At 64.7% G+C, this 26,261-nt stretch carries 21 protein-coding genes; 10 read left to right on the forward strand and 11 right to left on the reverse strand.

The genetic code is table 11. The features are described from left to right. Positions 1-74: 74 nt before the first annotated feature. The 6 genes from XH92_RS32355 to XH92_RS32380 are packed head-to-tail and all read right to left on the reverse strand — an operon-like array spanning position 75 to position 6,183. Positions 75-1,016, reverse strand: coding sequence for an ABC transporter substrate-binding protein (locus XH92_RS32355; RefSeq protein WP_194455757.1), 942 nt, complete (start codon positions 1,014-1,016; stop codon positions 75-77). Then, the gene (locus tag XH92_RS32360) at positions 1,013-2,107 is read right to left on the reverse strand and encodes an LLM class flavin-dependent oxidoreductase (protein WP_194455758.1); all 1,095 of its coding nucleotides are present in this window, start codon (positions 2,105-2,107) and stop codon (positions 1,013-1,015) included. The genes XH92_RS32355 and XH92_RS32360 overlap by 4 nt, the downstream gene beginning before the upstream one ends. Positions 2,108-2,140: 33 nt before the next feature. Beyond that, complete coding sequence (locus XH92_RS32365) at positions 2,141-3,313, reverse strand: acyl-CoA dehydrogenase family protein (protein ID WP_194455759.1); 1,173 nt, start codon at positions 3,311-3,313, stop codon at positions 2,141-2,143. Continuing rightward, entirely contained in the window at positions 3,307-4,104 is a 798-nt protein-coding gene (locus tag XH92_RS32370) for an ABC transporter ATP-binding protein (protein WP_194455760.1), read from the reverse strand. The genes XH92_RS32365 and XH92_RS32370 overlap by 7 nt, the downstream gene beginning before the upstream one ends. Further along, the gene (locus XH92_RS32375) at positions 4,098-5,114 is read right to left on the reverse strand and encodes an ABC transporter permease (protein WP_194455761.1); all 1,017 of its coding nucleotides are present in this window, start codon (positions 5,112-5,114) and stop codon (positions 4,098-4,100) included. Before XH92_RS32375 ends, XH92_RS32370 begins: the two co-directional genes overlap by 7 nt. Continuing rightward, positions 5,092-6,183 carry an ABC transporter substrate-binding protein gene (locus XH92_RS32380; protein WP_371817845.1) on the reverse strand — a complete coding sequence of 364 codons (1,092 nt, stop codon included), beginning with the start codon at positions 6,181-6,183 and terminating at the stop codon, positions 5,092-5,094. The genes XH92_RS32375 and XH92_RS32380 overlap by 23 nt, the downstream gene beginning before the upstream one ends. Positions 6,184-6,657: 474 nt before the next feature. Between XH92_RS32380 and XH92_RS32385 the strand changes: the two genes are divergently transcribed. Beyond that, positions 6,658-7,644, forward strand: a complete 987-nt coding sequence (locus tag XH92_RS32385; RefSeq protein WP_194455763.1) for an ABC transporter substrate-binding protein — start codon at positions 6,658-6,660, stop codon at positions 7,642-7,644. A 313-nt stretch (positions 7,645-7,957) separates the two neighbouring features. Next, positions 7,958-8,737: an SDR family oxidoreductase gene (locus XH92_RS32390; RefSeq protein WP_194455764.1), complete on the forward strand. Its 780-nt coding sequence runs from the start codon at positions 7,958-7,960 to the stop codon at positions 8,735-8,737. 164 nt (positions 8,738-8,901) lie between these two features. On the opposite strand, the gene XH92_RS32395 is transcribed toward XH92_RS32390, so the two are convergent. Beyond that, complete coding sequence (locus XH92_RS32395) at positions 8,902-9,201, reverse strand: HU family DNA-binding protein (protein WP_016843119.1); 300 nt, start codon at positions 9,199-9,201, stop codon at positions 8,902-8,904. A gap of 423 nt (positions 9,202-9,624) precedes the next feature. On the opposite strand from XH92_RS32395, the gene XH92_RS32400 reads away from it, so the two are divergent. Genes XH92_RS32400 through XH92_RS32415 form a run of 4 tightly spaced genes read left to right on the forward strand, consistent with a single transcriptional unit; the run spans position 9,625 to position 14,695 of the window. Further along, positions 9,625-11,238: an ABC transporter substrate-binding protein gene (locus XH92_RS32400; RefSeq protein ID WP_194455765.1), complete on the forward strand. Its 1,614-nt coding sequence runs from the start codon at positions 9,625-9,627 to the stop codon at positions 11,236-11,238. Between the two features lie 24 nt (positions 11,239-11,262). After that, positions 11,263-12,240 (forward strand): ABC transporter permease, encoded by a 978-nt coding sequence (locus XH92_RS32405; RefSeq protein WP_194455766.1) that lies wholly within the window; start codon positions 11,263-11,265, stop codon positions 12,238-12,240. Between the two features lie 2 nt (positions 12,241-12,242). Then, positions 12,243-13,073, forward strand: coding sequence for an ABC transporter permease (locus tag XH92_RS32410; protein ID WP_194455767.1), 831 nt, complete (start codon positions 12,243-12,245; stop codon positions 13,071-13,073). Then, on the forward strand, positions 13,070-14,695 hold the full coding sequence (locus XH92_RS32415) for an ABC transporter ATP-binding protein (RefSeq protein WP_194455768.1): 1,626 nt from the start codon (positions 13,070-13,072) through the stop codon (positions 14,693-14,695). The genes XH92_RS32410 and XH92_RS32415 overlap by 4 nt, the downstream gene beginning before the upstream one ends. 17 nt (positions 14,696-14,712) lie before the next feature. Here the strand turns inward: XH92_RS32415 and XH92_RS32420 are convergent, their stop codons facing one another. From XH92_RS32420 to XH92_RS32430, 3 genes are all read right to left on the reverse strand, one after another. Then, positions 14,713-15,930, reverse strand: coding sequence for a fructose-1,6-bisphosphatase (locus XH92_RS32420; protein ID WP_283063110.1), 1,218 nt, complete (start codon positions 15,928-15,930; stop codon positions 14,713-14,715). A gap of 143 nt (positions 15,931-16,073) precedes the next feature. Then, positions 16,074-17,261: a 6-phosphofructokinase gene (locus tag XH92_RS32425; RefSeq protein WP_194461518.1), complete on the reverse strand. Its 1,188-nt coding sequence runs from the start codon at positions 17,259-17,261 to the stop codon at positions 16,074-16,076. Between the two features lie 153 nt (positions 17,262-17,414). Beyond that, positions 17,415-18,782 carry an FAD-binding oxidoreductase gene (locus XH92_RS32430; protein WP_194461519.1) on the reverse strand — a complete coding sequence of 456 codons (1,368 nt, stop codon included), beginning with the start codon at positions 18,780-18,782 and terminating at the stop codon, positions 17,415-17,417. A 120-nt stretch (positions 18,783-18,902) separates the two neighbouring features. On the opposite strand from XH92_RS32430, the gene XH92_RS32435 reads away from it, so the two are divergent. The 4 genes from XH92_RS32435 to XH92_RS32450 all read left to right on the forward strand — a co-directional run bounded on the left by XH92_RS32435 (position 18,903) and on the right by XH92_RS32450 (position 22,962). Beyond that, entirely contained in the window at positions 18,903-19,757 is an 855-nt protein-coding gene (locus XH92_RS32435) for a VOC family protein (protein ID WP_194455769.1), read from the forward strand. Between the two features lie 111 nt (positions 19,758-19,868). Continuing rightward, positions 19,869-21,191 carry a sugar ABC transporter substrate-binding protein gene (locus XH92_RS32440; RefSeq protein WP_194455770.1) on the forward strand — a complete coding sequence of 441 codons (1,323 nt, stop codon included), beginning with the start codon at positions 19,869-19,871 and terminating at the stop codon, positions 21,189-21,191. Further along, positions 21,188-22,126 (forward strand): carbohydrate ABC transporter permease, encoded by a 939-nt coding sequence (locus tag XH92_RS32445; RefSeq protein ID WP_194455771.1) that lies wholly within the window; start codon positions 21,188-21,190, stop codon positions 22,124-22,126. Before XH92_RS32440 ends, XH92_RS32445 begins: the two co-directional genes overlap by 4 nt. Further along, positions 22,123-22,962 (forward strand): carbohydrate ABC transporter permease, encoded by an 840-nt coding sequence (locus XH92_RS32450; RefSeq protein WP_371817846.1) that lies wholly within the window; start codon positions 22,123-22,125, stop codon positions 22,960-22,962. The genes XH92_RS32445 and XH92_RS32450 overlap by 4 nt, the downstream gene beginning before the upstream one ends. Before the next feature lie 177 nt (positions 22,963-23,139). On the opposite strand, the gene XH92_RS32455 is transcribed toward XH92_RS32450, so the two are convergent. Beyond that, on the reverse strand, positions 23,140-26,250 hold the full coding sequence (locus XH92_RS32455; RefSeq protein ID WP_194455772.1) for a multidrug efflux RND transporter permease subunit: 3,111 nt from the start codon (positions 26,248-26,250) through the stop codon (positions 23,140-23,142). Between the last annotated feature and the right edge of the window lie 11 nt (positions 26,251-26,261).

Below are 26,261 nucleotides of genomic sequence, written 5' to 3' on the forward strand. Positions count from 1 at the left end.
AGGGAGAGGGGTGCCACACGGCGAACTCTCTCTACATGCGCGGCGCAAGTGCCAGAGGTCGCGCATTCGCACGGTTAGAGTCCCGCGCCCTTCTCCACGGCCCCGCCAAACGACCGGTCGACGATATCCGCAGCGTCGATCTTCTGCCGGATCAGGCTCCAGCGATCGTAGAGGTCGATGGTCTTCTGCTCGTCGGCCACCACGCTGTCGTCGATCGGCACGATGCGGATTTTTGCCCGCGTCAGCCAGTTCACCGCCACCGCGGGCGGGATGTTCATCAGCCTGCCCCAGGTCGCGGCATAGCCCTCGACATTGTGCTGCGACCAGGCACGCGCGGCCGCGAGGCGGCGCACGAAATCCTCGAGCTCGGCGCGCTTGCCTTTGATCGCATCAGGCGTTGCCACCTGGAAGCCGAGGCCGGGCGTGATGCCGTCGGCCGTGACGACGCGGCGCGACTTGAACAGCACCTCTTCCTGGCTGACGTAAGGCTCCCAGGTCGACCAGGCGTCGACCGCGCCCTGCGTGTAGGCGACCTTGGCATCCGACGGCGCGAGAAACACGATCTGCACGTCGCTCGCCTGCCAGCCCTTCGATTCCAGCGCCGCCAGGATCAGCTGATGGCCGATCGAGCCGCGGCCGGTCGCGATCTTCTTGCCGCGCAGATCGTCGAAGCTCTTGATGGCGGAATTCTCCGGCACCACGATTGCAAGCCCCTCACCCGACTGCCTGACCGCAGCGATCGCCCTGACCGGGACGTTGGCGGCGGCGGCAAACGTGAACGGCGCGTCGCCGACCAGGCCGGTGTCGATCGCACCCGCCCCGAGCGCCTCCAGCAGCGGCGCGGCGGCGGCGAACTCCTTCCATTCGATCTTGTACGGAACGTCCTTGAGCACGCCGGCCGCTTCCATCACGGCCTGCGAATTGCCCTTCTGGTCGCCGACGCGCAGCGCGGTCTGCGCGACGGCCGCGTCGATGGCGGCGAGCGCAAGCGCCGCCGCGACAATGAGACGAATCATTCTGCGGCGATCCCGCGCTGCTGGTCGCGCGCTTCGATCAGCTTGCGGGTCAAGGGGATCAGCGCGCGGCCGTAGTCGATGGCGTCGACCAGCGGATCGAAGCCGCGGATCAGGAAGTGGCTGACGCCGAGATCGTAGTAATCCGCGAACACCTCGGCGACCTGCTCGGGCGTGCCGACCAGCGCCGTCGTGTTGCTGTTGGCGCCGGTGAGCTTTGCGATCTCGGTCCACAGCCGCTTGTCGATGCGCGTGCCCTGATCGGCGAGCGCCAGCAGCCGCTTGGCGCCGTCGGTCGCGTGATTGGGCCGGCGGTAGCCGGTCTGGTCCTGCAGCGCGGTGGCGCGCTCAAGGATATGTTCCGCCTTCGCCCACGCCTTCTCCTCGGTGTCGGCAAGGATCGGCCGCACCGACAGGCTGAAGCGCGGCGTCGGCCGGCCGTGCTTGGCCGCGGCTGCGCGCACCCGCGCGGTGACGTCGCGCACCTGGGCGTAGGATTCACCCCACAGCGCGAACGTGTCGGCGTGCTTGCCCGCGACCTCGACCGCGGCATCCGAGCCGCCGCCGACGAAGGTGTAGATGCCGCCCTTCTGCAACGGCTTCACCTGCGAGAAGCCGTTCTCGACGTTGTAGTACTTGCCGCTGTAGTTGAACGGCTTCTCGCTGGTCCATTCCAGCCGCACCACGTCGAGGAATTCGCTGGTGCGGGCGTAGCGCTCATCCTTGTCGTCGAGCGTGTTGCCGTCCTGGCGCAGCTCGATGGCATTGCCTCCGGTGATGACGTGCAGCGAGACCCGGCCGCCATAGAACTGGTCGAGCGTCGCGAGCTGGCGCGCCAGCAAGGTCGGCGCGGTGAAGCCCGGCCGCTGCGCGATCATCACCTTGAGCTGCTTGGTGATGGTCAGGACATGCTGCGCGACCTGCAACGCATCCGGCGTGGTCGAGTGGAACGCCAGCAGCGCGCGATCGAAACCGGCGAGCTCATGGGCCTTGGCAACGGTCTCGATATAGGGCGGATCGAGCACCGGTCCGGACCGGACGATGGTCTCGGAGGCATTGTTGTTGGTGATGAAGCCGATGAACTCGACCGGCATGACTGACAACTCCGTTGTTGTTGGCTGTTGTTTTCAGACGCCCAGCGCGAAGCGTCCGGCGGAGACACGGGTGGCATCGTCTTGCGGGGTATGGACGCGGCCGCAGAGCACATCGCGGTAATGCCGCTCCAGCGGATTGGTTCGCGACAGGCCGTGATTGCTGGTCAGCGACAAGGCATCCTCCACCACTGCCGCGGCGTTATTGGTCACCGTCAGCTTGATGATGTTAGACTCGATCGCGGACAGCGTGAAGCCGTTATCGAAATCGGCGGCAAAGCTGTCGATCAGGCGGGCATTGACGGCAAGGCGGGCCTCGATACCGCCGACGACCTCCTGCATGCGCGGCAGCGTCGCCAGCGGCGCGCCGAGATTGGCTGGCACCCGCTCCTTGAGGAATCTGACCAACCAGTCGCGGGCCGCGCGGGCGATGCCGTCGTAGATCGCGGCGACGAAGATCGCGTGCACGGTCGCCTGGGTGACGTCGGGAACCTTCCAGTCGTCGGGCCGGCGGACGTCGATCTCGTAATCCAGCGGAAACACCACGTCGTCGAAGATCACGGTGTGGCTGCCGCTGGCGCGCAGGCCGAGATGATCCCAGGTCTCCTCGATTCGCGTTCCCGGCAGACCGGCGGGAACCAGAAACAATCCGACACGGGTTTCCGACTCGTCGGTTTTCGCCCACACCGAATACCATTTCAGGATCGGCGCGCCTGTCGAATAGATCTTGCGGCCGGTCAGCCGCCAGCCGGTTTCGGTGCGGCGCGCCGTGGTCGCCGGCAAGCCGCCACGCGCGGGCGAGCCGAGCTCGGGTTCGACGCGCAGCGCGTTGATCAGCGCCACGCCTTCGACCGTCTCCCTGGCGAGCTTGCGCGCCAGCCGGCCTGGCCACCGCGTGCTGCGCGCCATCACCAGATGCTGGATGTAATGCATCGACAGCACCAGCGCGGTTGACGGGTCGGCCTTGCCGACGATGCCGAGCACGCGCGTGGCATCGCGCGCACCCGCCCCGCCTCCGCCGAGCGCGGCAGGCACGGTCAGCGCCAGCAGGCCCTCGCGCGACAGGTCCGTGAAATTCTCGAACGGAAAGCTGGCGTCGCGATCATGCGCTGGTGCGCGCGCGGCGAACACCTCGGCGAGCCGCAACGCGCGCACGATGTGCTCCGACTCGTCCGCTGACGGCAATTCCCTGACGGCCGTCGTCACCATGTCGCCTCCAGTCCGAGCAGGCCGAGGATCTGCTTGCGCAGGTCGGCCAGATAAGGGTCGCCGCGATGCCGCGGGTATGGCCGCCCGACAGCGATGTCGGCCTTGATCCGCGCCGGACGATCGGAGAGCACGATGACGCGGTTGGCGAGCACCAGCGCTTCCTCGACGTCATGGGTGACCAGCAGCGTGGTAAAGCCCTTGCGCTGCCACAGCGCCACGAGCTCGGCCTGCATCGCGATCCGCGTCAGCGAGTCGAGCTTGCCGAGCGGCTCGTCGAGCACCAGTATTTTGGGATCGTTGACCAGCGCCCGCGCCAGCGCCACGCGCTGCGCCATACCGCCGGACAGCTGGTGCGGATAGGCATTGCGGAACGAGGACAGCCCGACCAGCTCGATCACGGCATCGACGCGGTGGCGCTGCGCCTTCAGGATGCCCTGCGCTTCGAGGCCAAGCGCGACATTGTCCCACACCGTGCGCCACGGAAACAGCGTCGGATCCTGGAACACGACCACCCGCGACGGATGCGGTCCGGTGATGCGGACTTCATCTTCGCGCAGCGAGCCGCTGCGCGGCTTCTCCAGCCCAGCCACCAGCCGCAGCAAGGTCGACTTGCCGCAGCCGGACGGGCCGAGCAGCGCGACGAATTCGCCGGGCGCGATCGAAAGGTTCACGTTATCCAGCACCGGCAGGACTGCGCCGTCGATATCGAAGGCGTGGCTGACGCCCTCGATGTCGAGCTCGGCGCCGACGGCGGGATAGGTGATCGCCTCGGCTGCGGATTGCACTACCATTTGACGACGCCCTTCTGCCAGACCAGCAGGCGGTCGCGGGTGCGGAACAGCAGCGTGATCGCGCCGGAGCAGAGCAGCGACATCACGATCAGCGCCGCATACATGTTGGCATAGGCCGCCCAGCCCTGCGCCCATTGCAGGTACCAGCCGAGCCCGGCCTTGACGCCGATCATTTCGGCGACCACGAGCACGGCAAAGGACGAACCAAGCCCCATGAACAGGCCGACGAACACGTGCGGCAGCGCGGCGGGGATCGCGACCTTCAGCACCAGGAACGACGGCTTGGCGCCGAGCGTACGTGCGACATCGTAATAGGCGCTGCTGACGCTCGCCACGCCCGACCAGGTCAGCACCGTCACCGGAAAACCGGTGGCCAGCGCGATCAGGAAGGTCGAGGCGCTCCAGCTCGACGGGAAAGTGAAGAACGCGATCGGCAGCCAGGCGGTGGCCGGCAGCGGACCGATGAAGCGCAGCACCGGATGCACCCAGTAGCCGATCTTCTGCGACCAACCGATCGAGACGCCGGTTATGAAGCCGACGGTCGCGCCGATGATATAGCCGCCGAGCTGCAGCTTGATTGAGGCGAACACGCTGTCGAGCAGTTTTGGCAGGTCGTCGGTGTAGACCTCGAGGATCGACTGCGGCGGCGGGAAGAACGGCAGCGGCAGCCAGGCGAATTTCGCGGTGGCAACCTCCCACAGCGTGACGAACGCGCCAAACGCCACCAGCCAAGGCGCACGCTTGCGCAACGCCTGCCCGGCGCTGCCGAGGTAATCGGCGCTGAATGTGCCGAACAGGATGAAGGCCGCGATGACGATCGCACCGATGCCGAGCGATCCGGTCCGCGACCAGTCGCCGACATCGGGCCAATAGAGGCACGACAGACCAAAGGCCAGCCAGACGAGGCTCGCCGCAAGCCCGACACCGTAGCTGCCGGAGAGGTTCGAGAACGTGACCGCAGCGCGCGGCGCGGCCGCGGCCGTCGCGTCAGACACTGAATACGTCGACATAGATCCGCTCCGCGAATTTGGCCGTGTCGGTGCTCTGCTTGAACACCTGCACCGATTTCAGATCGTCGGCGTAGCCCTTCAGCTCGCGCTTGAGCACCTCGCCGGTCGGATGGTGGTGATGGGTGTGGTAGCGCGCCATCGCCTCGAGATCGGCGAGGCTCGCCGCCTTCGGCGCGTAAGGCTGGAACGACTTCGCCGCCTTGTCCGGATTCTGCGAGGTGAACATCGCGGCATCGAGCAGCGCCTGCGTAATGGCGCGCGCGACATGCGGCTCTTCCCGCACCAGACTGCCGCGCAGGCCGACGATGCAGCAGCTCTTGTCGCGGTACTCGCCGTCGAGATTGGAGGCGACCTCCTTGTACTGCGTGTCCTTCAGCCAGAGATAGGCCAGCGGGTCCGACGACAGGAAGGCCTGCACCTCGCCCTTCTCGACCGCGACGTTCAGGAGATTGCCGGGATAGGCGCGCCAGTCGACATCCCTGACCGGGTCGATGCCGAGCTTGGAGAGCTGGATCGAGAAGAAGTTCTTGTCGGGACCTGCGAGATCGCCGACCGCGACGATCTTGCCCTTGAGGTCGGCGAGCTTTTCGACGCCGGAATTGGTGCGGGTCAGGACGCGCATGCAACCGCCATGGGTGCCGGCGGCGATCTTGACGTCGAACCCCTGCTCCAGCGGCTTCAGCCAGCGCAGCGCCATGCCGAGCCCGGCGTCGCTCTTGCCGGTGGCGATCGCCTCCAGCAGCTGGTCGGTCGAGCCGGAATAGTTGACGAGCTCGACGTCGAGGTTCTGCTTCTGGAAGAAGCCGTGATCGATGGCGACCGGCAACGGCGCGAGGCAGACCGCGCCGGCGTTCCAGGACAACTTCAGCTTGCGCGGCGCACCTGATAGCGGCGGCGCATCGGAGGCGGCCTTGCAGATCGGGAATTCGGAGAAATCGATCGCGGGCGTGATCGCCCGCGGCACGAAGGCCTGCGCGCTGTAGGCACCGATCGGCGCGGCAAAGGCTGCGGCGGCGCCCGCCCGCAGCAAGGTGCGGCGATCCATCACCGTCTTCTTGTTCGTCGACATCATCACTCCTGCATTTCGGCAAGGCTCCGCCCCGCGCGCAGAACGTCTCCGTCTGCGCGCCCCGTCGTTCGAAGCTCATGGTTCAGAAAAAGCGGATTTCTCCGGCGCGATTGCGTTCAAAGCAACGTGTAAATGATGCGGCGCGACAAGTTCACCGTCAATGAAATGGAATTTCGAATGTGGTCGGCGCGGCAGCTGAACTCTCCACGATCGCAGCGCGCGACGATGAAAGGATTTTCGCGGTCGGCACGGCGCAAACACGCAACAGAACGGGATCGATTGCACCAGATTTGAGCGAACGACGGCCGCTTGCGCAATGTCTTCTACGCATGACGGCTCGGCGAGATCATCCTTGCTGCGCGCGGTCCGATTTCAGTTTTCCGTTTCGTTGACGGCGAACGGCTTGGTCATAGACTCGGTCGAACGCTGCCGCGCTTTCCGCCGAGCAGCGAATGAATCAGAAAGAAAATCCATATGCGCAAACTGACCCGCCCGGGTTCTCGCTACACTCTCACCCGCCGCACCGCGGCCGCGCTGATCACGGCGGTGATCACGCTGTCGACATCGGCCGCGGCATTCGCCGCTGATGCGATCGTGCTGCGCGTCGGCGACCAGAAAGGCGGCAACCGCTCACTGCTCGATATCTCCGGCCTCGCCAAGGATCTGCCCTACAAGATCGAGTGGTCGGAATTTCCGGCCGCAGCGCCGATCCTGGAGGCGATCAATGCCGGCGCGCTCGACGTCGGCTACACCGGCGACCTGTCCTTCCTCACGGTCTATGCCTCGGGGGCGCCGATCAAGGCGATCGGCGGCACGCGCTCCGACGCGCGGACCCAGGCGATCCTGGTGCGCGGGGATTCGCCGATCAAGACGGCGGCTGACCTGAAGGGCAAGCGCCTTGCCGGCACGCGCGGCGGCTGGGGCCAGTTCCTGATCAACGCGACCTTGGAAAAGGCCGGCAGCAGGATCGAGGACGCGACCTTCGCCCCGCTCGGTCCGGTCGATGCCAAGATCGCGCTGCTCGCCGGCTCGATCGACGCCTGGGCGGTGTGGGAGCCCTACATCTCCTATGCCAGGCTGAAGGACAACGCGCGCGTCGTCGCCGATGGCGAGGGCCTGACGCCGACCATCACCTTCATCGTCGCCTCCGACAACGCGATCGCGACCAAGCGCGCGGCGGTGCAGGACCTCGTGCAGCGCCTCAACAAGGCGCGTCTGTGGTCGCTCGACCATCTCGCCGAATACGCGAAGAGCACGGCCGACCTCACAAAACTGCCGGAAGACGTGCTGCTCGCCGCCTACACCGCGCAGAAGACCTCACCGATCGCGATCGACGAAGCCGTGGTGAAGGAAGTGCAGGCCGCATCCGACCGCGCCACGCGCTACGGCATCCTCGGCAAGACGCTCGACGTCGGCAAGGCCGTCGACCGCAGTTTTACGGCGGCCGCAAGTTTGAACTAGCCGGCGCTTTCACCTCCCCTTGAAAAGGGGAGGTCGGTTTGCGCGGCAAACCGGGTGGGGATCCCGCCTCCACAGGCACCGGCGTCCGTGGAGAGCAACCCCCACCCCGCCCCCCCCTTTCAGGGGGAGGGAGACAGGCGGCAGTGCTCATCTTACTGCGCACGCAGCGGCACACCACCATGGAGACCTCCGATGTCCGGCCCGCTCCATCTCGCACTGATCATCACGGCACACCTGCTCTGCATGACCTTGTTGGTCGCGCTGTCGGTTTGATAGCGTCGTCTCCGGGACCTTGATCCATCGGAGAACAACAATGAACCTATCAATGAAGGACCGCGTCGCGGTGGTCACCGGCGGCAGCAAAGGTATCGGGATCGCGGTGGCGCGGCGGTTTGCGGAATCCGGCGCCAAGGTCGCGATCCTCGCCCGCGGCGCGGCCGACCTCGCCGCGGCGCGCGAGGCGCTGGCCAAGGACGGCCTCGCGGTACGCGACTATGTCTGCGACGTCGCGAAGGCCGCCGACATCAGCAGGGCCTATGACCAGATCGTCGCGGATCTCGGCAAGATCGACGTGCTGGTCAACAATGCCGGCACCGCGCGCACGCTGGCGTTCGAGAGCATCAGCGACGAAGCCTGGCAGGAAGACCTCGACCTGAAACTGTTCGCCGCGATCCGCTTCAGCCGGCTGGTGTGGCCGGGCATGAAGCAGCGCAAGTGGGGCCGCATCATCAACGTGCTCAACACCTTTGCGAAGGCGCCGGCCGGCAATTCCGCGCCGACCTCGGTGTCGCGCGCCGCCGGCATGGCGCTGACCAAGGTGATGGCCAATGAAGGCGGCGAGCACAACATCCTGGTGAATGCGCTCTTGGTGGGTCTGATCATGAGCGATCAATGGGTCAAGCGGCATGCTGCCCAGGCGCCGGACACGGATTTCGGGGAGTTCGCCAAGGGCCTTGCCAAGGGCACGCCGCTCGGCCGCATCGGCACGGCGGAGGAGTTCGCCAACCTCGCCTGCTTCCTGGCCTCGGAGCAAGGCTCCTACATCACCGGCACCGCCATCAATGTCGATGGTGGCCGGTCGCCGGTGGTCTAGAGCTCCGGTCCTGGTTCGACCGGACCGGAGCTCCAGATCTGCTTTGGCGCGTTTTCTTCACGCGAACCGGTGTCCACTGCGCTCGAAAACGCTCAAGCGGGCAACCAACGGCAGGAAGCGACGGCTCAAAAGCAAAAGGCCTCCGTCACCGGAGGCCTTTCATCTTAAACCGCGTCCTTGGCGGCCTTGACCGGCCGTGCGCGGACGATCTTCCGGGCCGGCTTGGCCTTGAACATCATCTCTTCGCCGGTGAAGGGGTTGGTGCCCTTGCGCGCCTTGGTCGCAGGCTTCTTGACCACAACGAACTTCGCGAAGCCGGGGACGAGGAACACCCCGTTCTTCTTCAGCTCCTTGTGGCCGACATCGACGAGCGAGTCCAAAACGTTCTTGACGTCGCGCTTGGAGAGTTCGGTGGTGGTCGCGATCTTCTCGATCACTTGCGACTTCGACAGTTGGGTAGCCATGGTTGCTCCATTGATTCTGGAGTGGGCACGATATGGCGGAAAACGCCGAGAAAAACAGTGTTTTCTGCACTCACCCCACCAATATCGCTGTGGACAGCCCCCGAATCAGGGGTTTTTCCAGTGTTTTTTACAGTCAAGTCGCTTCCGACCCCTAATTTTACAGCGTTTGCGCCGCTTCGGGGCTCCCGAAACGGCCCCTTGAAGAGAATCACCCGGCGCATCTCCCGCCGTCCGCATGCGCGCAATCCGGGTTGCGATGCGCTGCGGCGCGCCACTTCAGGTTTCGGAAACGATCCTCCAAAAGACCGAGGCATTAGAAAATGACTCGGGTTCCCATTCCATCGTAACATCGCGAAAGGGCGCCACGGCCGATCGGCCGGCCACCTGCTGCAAGCCTTTATGTATGTTCTGGAGACCCCGCGTATGGATTTGTCCCGCCTTGAGATCAACCGCCGCACGGCCCTTCTGACTTCGGCCGCGATTGCGGCCAACGTCATCAATCCGATGCGGGCATTCGCGCAGGAAACCCCGCGCAAGGGCGGCGTGTTCAACGTCCATTACGGTGCCGAGCAGCGCCAGCTCAACCCGAGCATCCAGGCCTCGACCGGCGTCTACATCATCGGCGGCAAGATCCAGGAGAATCTGGTCGACCTCGATGCCAACGGCCAGCCGGTCGGCGTGCTGGCCGAGAGCTGGGAAGCGACGCCGGACGGCAAGACCGTCACCTTCAAGCTGCGCAAGGGCGTCACCTGGCACGACGGCAAGCCGTTCACGTCGGAGGACGTCGCCTTCACCGCGATGAACATGTGGAAGAAGATCCTCAACTATGGATCGACGCTGCAGCTGTTCCTCACCTCGGTCGATACGCCAGATCCGCAGACCGCGATCTTCCGCTACGAGCGGCCGATGCCGCTGAACCTGTTGCTCCGCGCCCTGCCCGACCTCGGCTACGTCTCGGCAAAACATCTCTATGAGAGCGGCGACATCAGGCAGAACCCGACGAACCTGGCGCCGGTCGGCACCGGCCCGTTCAAATTCGTCAAATACGAGCGCGGGCAATACATCATCGCCGACCGCAATCCGGATTACTGGCGGCCGAACGCCCCCTATCTCGACCGCATCGTCTGGAAGGTGATCACCGATCGCGCCGCCGCGGCCGCCCAGATGGAGGCCGGCGAGCTGCACTACAGCCCGTTCTCGGGGCTGACGATCTCGGACATGGCGCGGCTCGGCAAGGACAAGCGCTTTATCGTCCAGACCAAGGGCAACGAGGGCAACGCCCGCACCAACACCATCGAGTTCAACTTCCGTCGCAAGGAACTGTCCGACATCCGCGTCCGCCGCGCCATCGCGCATGCGATCAACGTCCCGTTCTTCATCGAGAACTTTTTGGGCGATTTCGCCAAGCTCGGCACCGGCCCGATCCCGTCGACCTCGACCGACTTCTATCCCGGGTCGAACACGCCGCAATATCCATACGACAAGGCCAAGGCGATCGCGCTGCTCGACGAGGCCGGCTTCAAGGCCTCCGGCGGCAACCGCTTCGCGCTGAAACTGCTGCCGGCGCCGTGGGGCGAGGACATCTCGCTGTGGTCGACCTTCATCCAGCAGTCGCTGGGCGAAGTCGGCATCCAGGTCGATATCGTGCGCAACGACGGCGGCGGCTTCCTCAAGCAGGTCTATGACGACCACGCCTTCGATCTCGCCACCGGCTGGCACCAGTACCGCAACGACCCCGCGGTCTCGACCACGGTATGGTACCGCTCCGGCCAGCCCAAGGGCGCGCCGTGGACCAACCAGTGGGGTTGGGAGGACAAGACCGTCGACAAGACCATCGACGACGCCGCGACCGAGGTCGATCCGGTCAAGCGCAAGGCGCTCTATGCCGACTTCGTCAAGGAGGTGAACACCGAGCTGCCGGTCTGGATGCCGATCGAGCAGATCTTCGTCACCGTGATCGCGGCCAAGGCGCGCAACCACTCCAACACGCCGCGCTGGGGCTCGGCGAGCTGGCACGATCTTTGGCTTTCGGCCTAGCCCGGGATCAGTCAAAATAGCGGCATGCGTATCCTGAGCCTTGCGGGGCGGCGGCTCGCCGCCTCGATTCCGACCTTGTTCCTGATCCTGATCGGCGTGTTCCTGCTGTTGCAGCTCGCGCCGGGCGACACCGTCGATGCGCTGATGGCGCAGATGGGCGGCGGCGATGCCGCGACCGCGCAAGAGCTGCGCAAGTTCTACGGGCTCGACCTCTCGGTTCCGGCTCAGCTCGGCAACTATCTGTGGCACCTGGTGCGGCTCGATCTCGGCTTCTCCTCGATCTACGGCAAGCCGGTGGCGACCGTGATCCTGGAGCGGCTGCCGCCGACCATCCTGCTGATGACCGCGTCGCTGTCATTCGCTTTCTTCTTTGGCCTCGTGTTCGGTGTGATCGCCTCGCGCGGCGTCAACCGCTGGCCGGACACGATGATCTCGACGCTTGGCCTGATCTTCTACGCCACCCCCTCGTTCTGGTTCGGGCTGATGGCGATCGTGGTGTTCTCGGTCTATCTGCAATGGCTGCCGCCCGGCGGCTTCGAGGACATCGGCACCGTGCAGACCGGGATCTGGCGCGTGCTCGATATCGCCGCGCACCTGGTGCTGCCGACGCTGACGCTCGGGCTGATCTTCCTTGCGATCTATCTGCGCATCATGCGGGCCTCGATGCTGGAGGTGCTGAACCTGGACTTCGTCCGCACCGCCCGCGCCAAGGGGCTGGACGAGACCCACGTCATCACCCGCCATGTGCTGCGCAACGCGCTGCTGCCGATGGTGACGCTGATCGGCTTGCAGGCCGGCACCATGCTCGGCGGCTCGGTCGTGGTGGAAAGCGTGTTCTCGCTGCCCGGCCTCGGCCGCCTCGCCTATGAATCGGTGGTGCAGCGCGACCTCAACACCCTGCTCGGCATCGTCTTCGTCTCCGCGCTGCTGGTCATATCAGTGAATTTCGTCGTCGACCTGCTCTACGCGCGGCTCGATCCGCGCATCGCGGCGGAGGGCTGACGATGGACGCGGTGAAACGCTACTTCCGCAGCCCGGCCGCGGTGATCGGCCTGATCCTGCTGCTGCTCATCGTCGCGATGGCTGTCAGCGCGGGCTTCCTCTATCCGCGCGATCCGCTCGCGTTGGCCGGCCGGCCGCTGGTCTGGCCATTCTCCAATCCGCGTTTCCTGCTCGGCACCGACAATTCCGGGCGCGACATCGCCGCGCAGATCTTCTACGGCGCGCGAATCTCGCTGCTGATCGGCGGTGTCGCCACCGTGATCGCGATCATGATCGGCATCCTGGTCGGCGCCTTCGCGGGCTATTACGGCGGCTGGGTCGACAATGTCCTGATGCGGATCACCGAGGCGTTCCAGACGCTGCCGAACTTCGTGCTGCTGCTGGTGCTGGTCGCGGTGTTCGGCTCGACCCTGACCACGGTGACCATCGCGGTCGGCGTGGTGTCATGGCCGGCGCCGGCGCGGCTGACCCGCGCCGAGTTCCTGTCACTGCGCAACCGCGAATTCGTCCAGGCCGGCAAGACGCTCGGCATGAAGGACGTTCAGCTCATCCTCGGCGAAATCCTGCCCAATGCGCTGCCGCCCGTGATCGTCTATGCCAGCGTGGTGATGGCGGTCGCGATCCTCCTGGAAAGCGCGCTCGCGTTCCTGAGGCTGTCCGATCCGAACGTCGCCTCCTGGGGCAATCTGATCGGGCTCGGCCGCGACGTGCTCCGGGTGCAATGGTACGTCTCGGCGATCCCCGGCATTGCGATCCTCGTCACCGTGCTCGCGGTGTCGCTGGTCGGCCAGGGCCTGAACGATGCACTCAATCCGAGGCTGAAGAGCCGATGAGCGACGCAGTTCTTTCGCTCGACAGGCTGACGGTGCGCCTGCCCAAAGGCGCCGACCGGCTGCATGCGCTGTCCGATGTCTCGCTGTCGGTTGCGTCGAACGAGATCCTCTGCGTGGTCGGCGAGTCCGGCTCCGGCAAGTCGATGATGGCGAACGCGATCATGCGGCTGCTGCCGAACGAAGTCACGATCGAACGGGGCCGGATGATGTTCGACGGCCGCGACCTCTGCGCCGCCGATCCGGCCGAAATGCGCGAGGTGCGCGGCGCCGGGATCGCGATGATCTTCCAGGAGCCGATGACCGCGCTCAATCCACTGCGCACCATCGGCGACCAGATCGGCGAGATGTTTGCGATCCACACCGCGCTCTCGAAGGCCGAAATCAACGCCCGGGTGCTGGCGCTGCTCGAGGACGTCCGCATCCCCGACCCCAAGGCGGCCGCGAAGGCCTATCCGCACGAGCTGTCCGGCGGCCAGCGCCAGCGCGCCATGATCGCGATGGCGCTCGCGCTCGACCCGAAGCTCCTGATCGCGGACGAACCGACGACCGCGCTCGACGTCACGACCCAGGCGCAGATCCTGAAGCTGATCCGCGATCTGCAGCAGCGCAAGAAGACCGCGGTGCTGTTCATCACCCATGATTTCGGTGTCGTGGCGGAGATTGCCGACCGCGTCGTGGTGATGCAACACGGCGCAATCGTCGAGCAGGGCAAGGCCGACAACGTACTGAACGATCCGCAGCATGCCTACACCAAGCAGCTGATATCAGCCGTTCCGCCGCTGACGGCGCCGCCGCCGCGCATCCTCTCCGGCAAGGACATCCTGACCATCGACGGGGTTTCAAAAACCTATCGCACCGGCGGCTTCCTCGGCCGCGGCGCGCGGGTCACCGAGGCGGTCAAGAACGTCTCGCTGCGCCTGCCGCGCGGTGCGACGCTCGGCATCGTCGGCGAGTCCGGTTCGGGCAAATCGACGCTGGCGCGCTGCATCGTGCGGCTGATCGATCCCGACAGCGGATCGATCGTGCTCGACGGCAAGGACTGGGCGAAGCTCGGCCGCGACGAGATCAGGCGCGAGACACGCCACATCCAGATGGTATTCCAGGATCCGTTCGCCTCGCTCAACCCGCGCCGCAAGGCGGCGGAGCTCGTGGCGCAGGGACCGATCGTGCACGGCACCGACCGCGCCATCGCGATCGCGGAGGCGCGAAAACTGTTCGAGCTGGTCGGCCTCGATCCGTCCGCCGGCGATCGCTATCCGCACGAATTCTCCGGCGGCCAGCGCCAGCGCATCGGGCTCGCACGTGCACTGGCGTTGAAGCCCGACGTGCTGGTCGCCGACGAGCCGGTCTCGGCGCTCGACGTCTCGGTGCAGGCGCAAGTCCTGAAGCTGCTTGCCGGGCTGCGTCAACAGCTCGGCCTCTCCATCATCTTCATCACCCATGATCTGCGGGTCGCCGCGCAGATCTGCGATCTCGTCGCCGTGATGAAGGATGGCGCCGTGGTCGAGCAAGGCCTGACCGCCGAGGTGTTCGGCAAGCCCCAGCATCCCTATACGCAAGCGCTACTGTCGGCGATTCCCGGCGGCGCGTTCGCGCGCGAGCACGATACCGCGACCGTGTAGCCGGGCGCGCGCGGTCCCTACTCCGCCGCTTGTGGCTTTGGCTCCTCGCGCAGCCGAAAGCGCTTCAGCAATCCGGATACCGTGTCGCGGAAGCCGCCATATTCCAGCTCGGAATAGGGTAGCATCGCGGCACCGGACCAGCCCTGGCTGCGCATCTCGATCGCCTTGCGCTGCGCCCGCTGGCGGACCTCGTCCCACGCAAGGTTGTCAAAGAAATCGGTATAGGACTCCGAGAACTTCCCGTCCCGGTCGATCGAGAAGCCGACGCAGGAAACGATCGGCAGGCAGTACATCCCCGTCACCGGGGTGTTGAGCGGCACCGGCATCAGCGGCATCACATGCGAGCCGCGCGCATCGCCGCCCACGAAGTGCGCCTTGGCGAAGGGCGAGATGATTTCTTCGGGCGCCGCGAAAATGCCCTGGTTCCTGACGACCGCGACCGGATCATCCTTGCCGGTGTACTTGCCTGCGATGGAGTGAAGGCGCTGCGCCGAAACGGCGACGGCGACCTCGCCATAGGTTTTCGAGACGATGCGGTCAATGCCGAAGCGCTCGTTGTCGCGAAGCAGCGCCGCAATGTGGTAGCCGTCCGCGGGCGCATCGAGTTCGATCACGCTGTCGCCGGCGGTGTTGTCCATATCGATGATATGGAAACGGAAGCCCTTGATCATCGGGGGCAGCATCAGCCCCGCGCAATACATGGGATCGGCAAAAGCCAGATAGAGCGGCAGGTTGTAGGCGCCGGGGCCGCATTTGTCTGCGGCGAACACCATGAAGGACTCCGCGGGTCTCGCGCCCGAGAGGCTGTGGTCGAAGCTGAGTTCGGCGACGGCGGGGCCCGCGCCGCGAACGTTTCCCGAAGGGGCGTCGACGAGAAGATCCTGGCCGGCGCCGTAGAGCCCGGAGGTCTTCGCAACCGCAGTGGCCGCGAGAAACGTCTTCCAGGCGAATTGGTGGACTTCGGAGCTCCCTTCGCCCCGCGTGTGCGTCATGATGATCGCGATGTCGTCGCCGGTATGGCGCACGAAACCGTCGATCAGGAGACCGTTGTCGATCGCTTTCGCGACCTCCCCTTCGACTGCCGCCATCATGCGCGCAGATGGTTTCGTGTGGCCCCCAACGGAGCCAATGTCAGCCTTGATGACCGAAATGGTGAGTTTCATGAGCATCCCTCCGACCGCAGCGCAGCGCCTTCGCCTCGGCGCTCGCTGCGCCGGGGGCGACGGCGCGCTCATTTGCGAAAAAGAACGTCGTGTGGTGCGACAGGTTCCCCGCGCAAATTCGTTGCGGAACTATGGCTCCTCCGTCACCGCGTGTCGATACGGGATATCGACGCATCTGGAATAGCTCGTCATGCTCGATGGGGTTACCACCCGCCCTATGAAGCGCGGTTGAGAAAGATCGGCAGGCCCCGCTTGTTGGAATAGAGAGGACGGTAGCGCTCCGTGTTGTACGCGCTGGCGACGTCCAATTTGCGTGGCCCGAGCTTGGCGTCGGGGATCGGCACGAGGTCGTAGCGGCCCTCGACCAGCGCCGACATGAGGCCGGTTTTGCCTTCCAGGATTGCATCGTAGGCCATATTGCCGAACGTCAGCGCCACCAGCTTGTCGATGAAGTCCGGATCGCCTGACCGAAGGTCGTAGGTGAGGTCAGAGACGATCGTCTCCTCGCCGGTGCGCCGCTTGATCTCGTCCGCGAACGCTTCGGCCACGCTCGCCTTCCTGCGGTGACCGTAGGCGTCAGGCTCGCCGAATTCCTGCACCTTGTAGCCCTCCCACTCGGCGCCCTCGCTGAGCACGATCAGCGCGTAGTTGCTTGGGTTGCCGTGCTTGTCATCGACAAGAAGCTGGATCAGCTTGTCGAGATTGACCTTGTGCTCCGGTATGGCGCATCGGATAGAGGTTGCGTATGCGGTATAGAGTGCCGTAAAGCCGGCATCGCGGCCAAAGACGCGGAAAATGCCGATTCGCTCGTGCGAGCCGACGGTGGTGCGCTGGCGCTGGATGGCATCGCTGGCACGGGTGATCGCGGTCGAGAAGCCGATGCAGTATTCGGTGTTGCGAACGTCGTTGTCCATCGTCTTCGGGATGGCAATGATCTTGACGCCGAGCCCGTTGAGCTTATCCGCATAGCTGAGAGTATCGTCGCCACCGATGGCGATCAGATGCTCGATGCCGAGCCCCGCGAGGTTCGCTAGCACCTGGCTGGTGAGATCGCACGTCGTGGTTGCGATGCCACCCTTAGTGCTCCGGGAAACCGGAAAGTCGCGGCCCGCGAGATGATCGGGCAATTTCTTCATTTTGGAGGGATTGGTGCGGCTCGAGTGCAGCACGGTGCCGCCGCGCCGATCGATGACACGGGTGTTTTCGCGGTTCAGCGGGATGATGTAGTGGGACTTGCTGGCCGGGTCGTCGAGGTTCAGGTGTGTGAGGGCCTCCCAGCCGCGGCGGAGACCGACAACCTCGATGTCGTCCTCGCTGCCGCGATAAGTCACGCTCTTGATCACGGCGTTGAGGCCAGGGACGTCACCGCCGCCCGTGAGAATACCAATGCGCTTCCTCGCCATGCCCACCTCCCAGGACTCGGTATGTGGCAATAACGCCTGCGTCGCGTCGGGGTTTCCACAACACTGTCCGCCAACGGCGGAATCCTCGTGATCGCGGCGCTCCACCGGACCAGTTTGGGCTCCCATTCTTCGAAGCGCAACGTTGGTCCGCGTTCACCTTGACCGGCGCGAGGCGAGGAAATACTCGGCCCAACGCAGCAATTCGAAGCGATCGCCCTTGATCAGCTCCTGTGCATCGCGGCGCCGGTAGAGCAACAGCATCCAGGGCGCGAGCTTGCGCAGCAATCCGTGCGCCATGTACTGCACCGTCTCGGTGAACGGCAGCGCCAGCTCGCTGTCCGGCACGCCCTGCACGGCCCGCGCCAATTCGCGGCCGAGCGGGATCGTCAGTGCGACGGCGCGGCCGTTGCAGCCGGTCCAGCCATAGGCATTCGGTCCGAGGCGATGCATGCGCGGCAGGAAATCCGCCGTCATCCCGACATAGCCGTTCCAGACATAGTCGAAGGAGACGTCGCCGATCTGCGGCCACAGGCGCTGCAGCCGCTCGGTCACCCGCGCCTTCAGCCGCCCGGTCTTGTCGCCGGGGCCGAGCACGGCGCCGCCGGTGACCAGCCGATTGCGGGCGTCGTAGCGCGCGAAATACAGCTCGCCATGGGTGTCGGACATCGCCTGTCGGCCGGGGATGATGGTTTTGCGGACATTGTCCGACAGCGGCTGCGTCGCCATCTGCCACGACAGCACCGGCATCACTTCGGTGGCGATCTCAGGCACCAGCGATTTCGCGAACTCGCCGCTATAGGCGTTGGTCGCGACCACCAGCGCGCGACCGGAGATTTCGCCCCTCTCGGTCTTCACCACCCAGCGATCGCCGCGGCGTTCGAAACTGAGCGCAGGCGAACGGGCGTAGATCCGCGCGCCGAGGCCGAGCACGGTGCGCGCAAGTCCCCGCGCCAGCGCCAGCGGGTTGACGTGACCGCCGGTCTTGTTCCAGAAGCCGCCATACCACGCATCCGAGCCGAGCATGTCCCTGGTCTGGTCGCGCGACAGCAATTCGACCGGAGCGCCGAATTTCGACCATTGCTTTACCCGCCGCTCCGCGATCTTGATCCGGCCTGGGGAATGCACCGGCTGCACCCAGCCGGCCTGCTCCTGCTCGGCCTCGATGTTGTAGCGCTTGACGACGTCGAACAGGATTGCCGCACTGTCGCGCAGCATCGCGACGAAGCGCTCGCCGGCCGCGCCATGTCTTTTGATGATGTCGTCGGGATCGGGGCGCGACAGCGTCGGGATCACCTGGCCATTATTGCGACCGGAGGCGCCCCAGCCCGGCTCGGCGGCCTCGACGATCGCGACGTCGACATTGGCCTCGCGCAGGTGCAGCGCGGTCGATAGACCCGTGAAGCCGCCGCCGATGATGACGACATCGGCCTGTTGCGCGCCGGTCAATTCGGGACAATCGGGGCCGGGTGGCGTCACTGCTGCCCAGAGCGAATTGGGCCAGCGTACGGCATTGCTGCTCATCATGATCCTTTCTTGCGGGCGCCCGATCATTCTGGTTAGCTTTATAGCGTTTTCGAGCGAAGGGGATACACCTTCGCGCCAAGAAAACGTCACAGCAAATTCCAGCCGGGAAGACAACAAGTGGCACTCAAGAACGTCATTGGAATCGATCACGCCGTGGTCATGGTGAAGGACCTCGACAAGGCCGCCGAGAATTACAAGCGGCTCGGCTTCACCGTGTCGCCGCGCGGCACCCACAGCGCGCATATGGGATCGGGCAACTACACCATCATGTTCGACCCCGACTACATGGAGTTGCTCGGCGTGCTGACGCCGACAGAGCACAATGCGCCGGCGCGCGCCTTTCTCGAGAAGCGCGGCGAAGGCATCGAACGCATCGCGTTCACCGCGTTGGATTCGGCGCTAGGCGCCGAGGAGACCCGCGCGCGCGGCTATCCGCCGATCGGCCCGACTGATTTCGAACGGCCGGTGACCTTGCCTGATGGCACCGTCTCGGCGGCGAAATTCCGCACCTTCCAGTGGCCGACCGCGGAAGCACCCGGCGGCGTCCGCATCTTCGCCTGCCAGCACAAGACCCGCGAGACGGTGTGGATTCCCGAACTGATGACCCACGCCAATGGGGCAAAGCGCCTCAAGCAGGCGCTGATCGTCTCGCCGGATCCCGCAAGCGATGCCGCGCATCTCTCCAGGATGATCGACATCGCCGTCAGGCGCGATCCCGACGGTGCGGTTGCGGTGCCGTCCGGCGGCGACCGCGCCGATTTCGTGTTCCTGACCCGGGATCAGCTCGGCAAACGCTATCCCGGCGTGTCGCTGGATGGCCTGCCTGAGCGCGGCGGCGCCGGCCTCGTGCTCGCCGCCGACCTCACCGCCACCGAGAAGGCTCTGGGCGCGACCGGTGTGAAGAGCGGTGGCGGCATCACCGTGCCGCCGGCCGCTGCGAACGGCACCCTGCTCGCTTTCGTCAAGGCATAGCCGCCATACCATGCGCGGCGTTATGCAACGGCGCCGCGCATGTGGGGGCTAGGCACGGAAAGTTGAGACGCTAGTATCTCTCCCAAACAAGAACCGTCCAGGGAGAGAAACATGTCGCATCACCTGATCTCGCGCCGGCAGATGCTGGCCGGCACGGCTGCCGCGGGCGCCGTCGGATTGACCGGATTTCCGGCCCGCGCCGAGGTCAACTGGAAGAAATACGCGGGCACCACGCTCGAAGTCAGCCTCGCCAAGGGACCGCGCGGCGACAACTTACAAAAATACATCAAGGAATTCACCGAGCTCACCGGTATCAAGGTCGAATCGGAGCAGGTCCCCGAGCAGCAGCAGCGCCAGAAATGCGTGATCGAGCTGTCCTCGGGCAAGCCGAGCTTCGACGTCGTGCACCTCAGCTATCACGTGCAGAAGCGGCAATTCGAGAAGGCCGGCTGGCTCGCCGACATGTCGGGCTATCTCAAGGATCCGAGCATGACGCTGCCGGATCTCGTTGAGAGCGATTTCTCCGCCGCCGGCCTGCAATATGCGCGCAACGACAAGGGCCAGATGCTGTCGCTGCCGTGGTCGGTCGACTATTTCATCCTCTACTACAACAAGGAGCTGTTCCAGAAGAAGGGCGTCGAGGTCCCGAAGACGCTGGACGAGATGGCGGTCGCCGCCGAGAAGCTCACCGATCCGAAGGAAGGCATCTACGGTTTCGTCGGCCGCGGCTTGCGCAACGCCAACATGGCGATGTGGACCAACTTCTATCTGAACTATGGCGGCGAATTCCTCGATGCGAAGGGCAACATCCTGACCGACGGCCCCGAGGCGGTCGAAGCCACAAAACTCTATCAGCGGCTGTTGACGAAATGCGCGCCGCCCGGCGTCGCCGGCTTCAACTGGATGGAGTCGATGGCCTCGTTCACGCAAGGCCGGTCGGCGATGTGGATCGACGCCGATGGCTGGGCGCCGCCGCTGGAAGACCCCAACGCCTCGCGCGTCGTCGGCAAGGTCGGCTACACGCTGGTGCCCGCCGGCCCCAAGGGCAAATTCTCGTCGACCTATGGCGACGGCGTCGGCATCGCCGCGGCAAGCAAGAACAAGGAAGCCGCGTACCTGCTCTGCCAATGGGTGGTCTCGCGGGGACAGGGCGCCCGCCTGCTGCAGGCCGGCGGCGGCGTGCCGTTCCGCAACTCCATCGTCGACGATGCCGAGGTCGCCAAGGGCGTCAAGACCAAGGAATGGCTGCAGTCGGTGGTCGATTCCGCCAAGATCTCGAAGCTCGGCCTGCCGGTCATCATCCCGGTCGCCGAGTTCCGCGACATCGTCGGTGCGGCGCTGACCGCGACGCTGTCGGGCGCCGATCCCGCCACCGAGCTGAAGAAGGCGCACGAGCAATTCCGCCCCATCCTGGAGCGTAGTGAAAAAGCGTGAGCGCGGTGACAGAAGCTTCGCCGGCGGCGACCGAAAACGAGCCGCCGGCGCGTGAATGGCGTCCGCCGTCCTACTGGCCATTCGTGATTCCGGCGCTCGTCGTGGTGCTGGCGGTGATCATCTTTCCCTGGGTGTTCACGATCTGGATGAGCCTGCAGGAATGGAAGGTCGGCTCGCCGACCGTCTTCGTCGGGCTCGCCAACTATTTGCGGCTGCCGACCGATCCGCGCTTCGTCGAGGCGGTCGGGCATACGCTGTCCTACACCGCGCTGTCGGTGCTGCTGCCGCTGGTGTTCGGCACGCTGGCGGCAGTGGTGTTTCACCAGAAATTCGCCGCGCGCGGCTTCCTGCGCGGCATCTTCATCATGCCGATGATGGCAACCCCGGTGGCGATCGCGCTGGTGTGGACCATGATGTTCCACCCGCAGCTTGGCGTGCTGAACTACCTGCTGTCGCTGGTCGGCCTGCCGCCGCAGCTCTGGGTGTTCAACCCGACAACGGTGATCCCATCGCTGGTGCTGGTCGAGACCTGGCAATGGACGCCGCTGGTGATGCTGATCGTGCTCGGCGGCCTCGCCGCGATCCCGACCGAGCCCTATGAGAGCGCGCAGATCGACGGCGCTAATTTCTGGCAGGTGTTCCGCTTCATCACGCTCCCCCTGATCATGCCGTTCCTGTTCATCGCCGGCATGATCCGGATGATCGACGCGGTGAAAAGCTTCGACATCATCTTCGCGATCACGCAAGGCGGGCCGGGCTCGGCGTCGGAGACCATCAACGTCTATCTCTACAGCGTCGCCTTTGTCTATTACGACCTCGGCTACGGCTCGGCGATCGCGGTGGTGTTCTTTCTGCTGATCGTGGCGCTGGCGGCGCTGCTGCTCTATCTGCGCAAGCGCCTGCTTTGGTCCTCAGAGCTCGGGGGCGAGGCATGAATCAGCGCTATATAGCCTTGAATCAGATTCTGGGCCGGATCGGGCTGTGGCTGTCGGTGTTCGTCATCGTCTCGCCGGCGATCCTGTTCTTCCTCTGGATGGCCTCGCTGTCGCTGAAATTCGAGATCGACAACGCCTCCTATCCGCCGGTGTTCATCCCGGAGCACTTCGCCTGGAAGAACTATGCCGACGTGTTCGCCTCCAACCGCTTCCTGACCTATTTTAGCAACAGCCTCGTCGTCACCGGCTGCGCCACGGCGCTCGCGATGCTGGTCGGCGTGCCTGCCGGTTACGGCATTGCGCGGATGGCCGCGCATAAATCGGCGATCGTGATCCTGATCGCGCGCATCACGCCGGGCCTGTCGTACCTGATCCCGCTGTTCCTGCTGTTTCAGTGGCTCGGCCTGCTCGGCACGCTGGTGCCGCAGATCATCATCCATCTGGTGGTGACGGTGCCGATCGTGATCTGGATCATGATCGGCTATTTCGAGACCACGCCGCTGGAGCTGGAGGAAGCCGCGCTGATCGACGGCGCCACGCGCTGGCAGGTGTTCCGCCATGTCGCGCTGCCGATCGCCAAGCCCGGGCTCGCGGTCGCCTTCATCCTCGCGGTGATCTTCTCCTGGAACAACTTCGTGTTCGGCATCGTGCTGGCCGGGCGCGAGACGCGCACGCTGCCGGTCGCGGTCTACAACATGATCTCGTTCGACCAGCTGAGCTGGGGCCCCCTCGCCGCCGCCGCGCTGATCGTGACGGCGCCGGTGTTGCTGCTCACCGTGCTGGCGCAGCGGCAGATCGTCGCCGGCCTCACCGCGGGCGCGGTGAAAGGCGGCTAGAGCTAGATGGAGCTATGAGGCCGTCGCAGGGGCGCTGCCAAAATATCGAAAACAACCCCATGCAAAGTAGCCGGCGATGGCCGACGTCCGACCTACGACTTGACACGTCGGGCAACTCAGGGATATTCTTCTAATATTCCGAAATTGTGCAAAAGTCCCCGCCCCAAGGCGATCGCATCATTCAGCCGCAATTCCCGCTTCGACCGGGCGCGGAACGACCTTGCGGGCACCGCGACGGCTGAAGCGGTGAAGCGCGAGGTAGACCACCGGCGTGGTGTAGAGCGTCAGGAATTGCGACACCAGCAGGCCACCGACGATCGCGTATCCGAGCGGTTGCCGGATCTCCGATCCGGTCCCGTGCCCGAGCGCAAGCGGAAGGGCACCGAGCAATGCTGCAAACGTCGTCATCATGATCGGGCGGAAGCGCTTCAATGCCGCTTCGAAGATCGCATCCCTGGGCTCCATCGCCTCATCATGTTCTGCATGGATTGCAAAATCGATCATCATGATGGCGTTCTTCTTGACGATGCCGATCAGCAGGATGATGCCGATCAGCGCGATAACGCTGAGCTCGAGGTTGAATGCCATCAGAATGAGAAGTGCGCCGACGCCGGCGGAAGGGATCGTCGAAAGGATCGTGATCGGATGGATCAGGCTCTCATAGAGCGCACCCAGGATGATATAAACCGCGATCAGCGCTGCGAGGATCAGGAGAGGCTGGGTCTTGAGCGAGTCCTGAAATGCCTGAGCGTTGCCCTGGAACGAGGTGATCAGGGTGGCCGGGACGTTGAGGTCTCGCTTTGTTTTCTCGATCACCTCGACGGCCTCTCCGAGCGCGGTACCTGCGGCCAGGTTGAACGACAGCGTGATCGCCGGGAACTGGCTCTGATGGCTGACCGATAGCGACCGCACGGTGTGCTTCTGTTCGACCAGTGCGCTCAGCGGCACCTGCCGCCCGCTGCTGGATGGCACGTAGATCAGATCGAGCGCGTTGGAATCAAGCTGGAATTGCGGGTCGACTTCCAGGATCACCCAGTAACTGTTCTGCTGCGTGAAGTATTGCGCGACCTTACGCTGCCCGAACGCATCGTAGAGCGTGTCGTCGATCGCCTGCGTGGCGACGCCGAGCCGCGATGCGGCATCTCGATTGATCTCGAGTCGCAGGGTCGGACCGGCGATCTGCTGGTCGGTCGCGACGTCGCGCAGCAACGGAATTCCTTGCAAGGATCGAAGCAGGATCGGTGCCCAGTGATCGAGCTCGTCGAGGTCGCTGTCCTGCAGCGTAAATTGATACTGCGTGCGGCTCGCGCGTCCCCCGACATTAATGTCCTGCGACGCCTGCATGAACAGGGCGATGCCCTGCACAGCGGCAAGTTTCGGCCGCAGCCGGTCGATGATCTGGCTGGCGCTGGCATCGCGCTGGTCGCGTGGCTTGAGATTGATGAACAAGCGGGCGTTGTTCACGGTCTGGTTGACTGTGCCGGCGCCGACCGCCGACATCACGCCGTCGATGCCGGGATCGGCCATAAGGACGCGTACCAGTTGCGACTGACGCTCCAGCATGGCTGGATAGGAAATGTCCTGCGAGGATTCCGATACGGCGACGATGAATCCGGTGTCCTGCTGCGGAAAGAAGCCTTTCGGAATCAGGACATAGAGATAGCCGGTCAGGATGATAGTCGCGACGCTCGCAATCAGCGTGAGCCGCTGGTGACGCAGCACCCAGCGCAGACCGGCCTCGTAAGCCGCGAGCATGCCATCGAAGAACCTTTCGCTCAGCGCATAGAGCCGGCCGTGCCGCTTGCCCCTTTCGTCCTGCAACAGTTGCGCACACATCATCGGCGTCAGCGTCAACGAGATGACGGTCGACACCAGGATTGCCACGCTCACCGTGACGGCAAATTCGCGGAACAGCCGCCCGATGATGCCGCCCATCAGCAACACCGGAATGAACACCGCGATCAGCGACAGGCTCATCGAGATGATGGTGAAGCCGATTTCGCGCGACCCCTTCAGCGCGGCCGCGAGCGGCGAATGGCCCTGCTCCAGGTACCGCGCCACATTCTCAACCATCACGATCGCGTCGTCGACGACGAATCCTGTCGCTATCGTCAATGCCATCAGTGAGAGGTTGTCGAGGCTGTAGCCGAGGACATACATCACCGCGAATGTGCCGACCAGCGACAGCGGAACGGTGATGCCGGGGATCACGGTGGCCCAGCCGTTGCGCAGGAACAAGAAGATCACCATCACCACCAGCGCGATGGTGAGCATCAGTGTGAACTGAACCTCTTCGACCGAGGCACGGATGGTCTGGGTGCGGTCGGTAACGATATGGACGTCGACGGCGGACGGGATCGCGGCCTTCAGTCGCGGCAACGCCGCCTTGATGTGCTCGACGGTGTCGATGACGTTGACGCCGGGTTGCCGCTGAATGATCAGGATGGCCGACGGTTGTCCATTGAAGGTGCCGGACCCCCGAATGTTTTCGGCGCCATCCAACACGGAGCTGACGTCGCCGAGCCGGACGGGCGAACCGTTGCGCCAGGCGACGATAACCTGCCGATAGCCGGCGGCGTTGAACAACTGATCGTTGTTCTCAATCGTAACGCCCTGGCGCTCGCCGTTCAGCGTGCCCTTGGGGGCATTGAGCGTGGCGGTCGCGATCGCCGACCGCAGATCCTCCAGGCTCAGGCTGCGGCCAGCGAGCTCGAGCGGATTGGCTTCGACGCGCACGGCAGGCTTCAGCGCGCCGGCGATCAGCACGGTGCCGACCCCGTCGACCTGCGAAAGTTGCTGCGCGAAAATATTGTCGGCAAGGTCGCTTACCGTCGTCATCGGCAGGGTGTCCGATGTCATCGCCAGCACCATCACCGGCGGGTCCGACGGATTGGTTTTCCGATACGTCGGCGGTGACGGCAGATTCTTCGGCAATTGCCCGCCGGCGGCGTTGATCGCGGCCTGCACGTCCTGCCCGGCGGCATCGATATTGCGGTCAAGGTTGAACTGGATCGAGATCACCGATATTCCGATGCCGCTCACGGAGGTGAGCTGGGCTACGCCGGACATCTGCGCCAACTGCCGTTCCAGCGGGCTTGCGACCGAGGAAGCCATCGTTTCCGGGCTCGTGCCTGGCAACTGGGCCGTCACCTGAATGGTGGGAAAGTCGACCTGCGGCAGCGGCGCGACCGGCAAGAGCAAATAAGCAACGAGGCCGACCATTGCGAGGCCTGACATCGCCAGCGCGGTTGCGATCGGACGTCGGATAAAGGGTTCGGAAATATTCATCGTGCGCCGCC

It is taken from the genome of Bradyrhizobium sp. CCBAU 53421 (assembly GCF_015291625.1).
GTDB lineage: Bacteria > Pseudomonadota > Alphaproteobacteria > Rhizobiales > Xanthobacteraceae > Bradyrhizobium.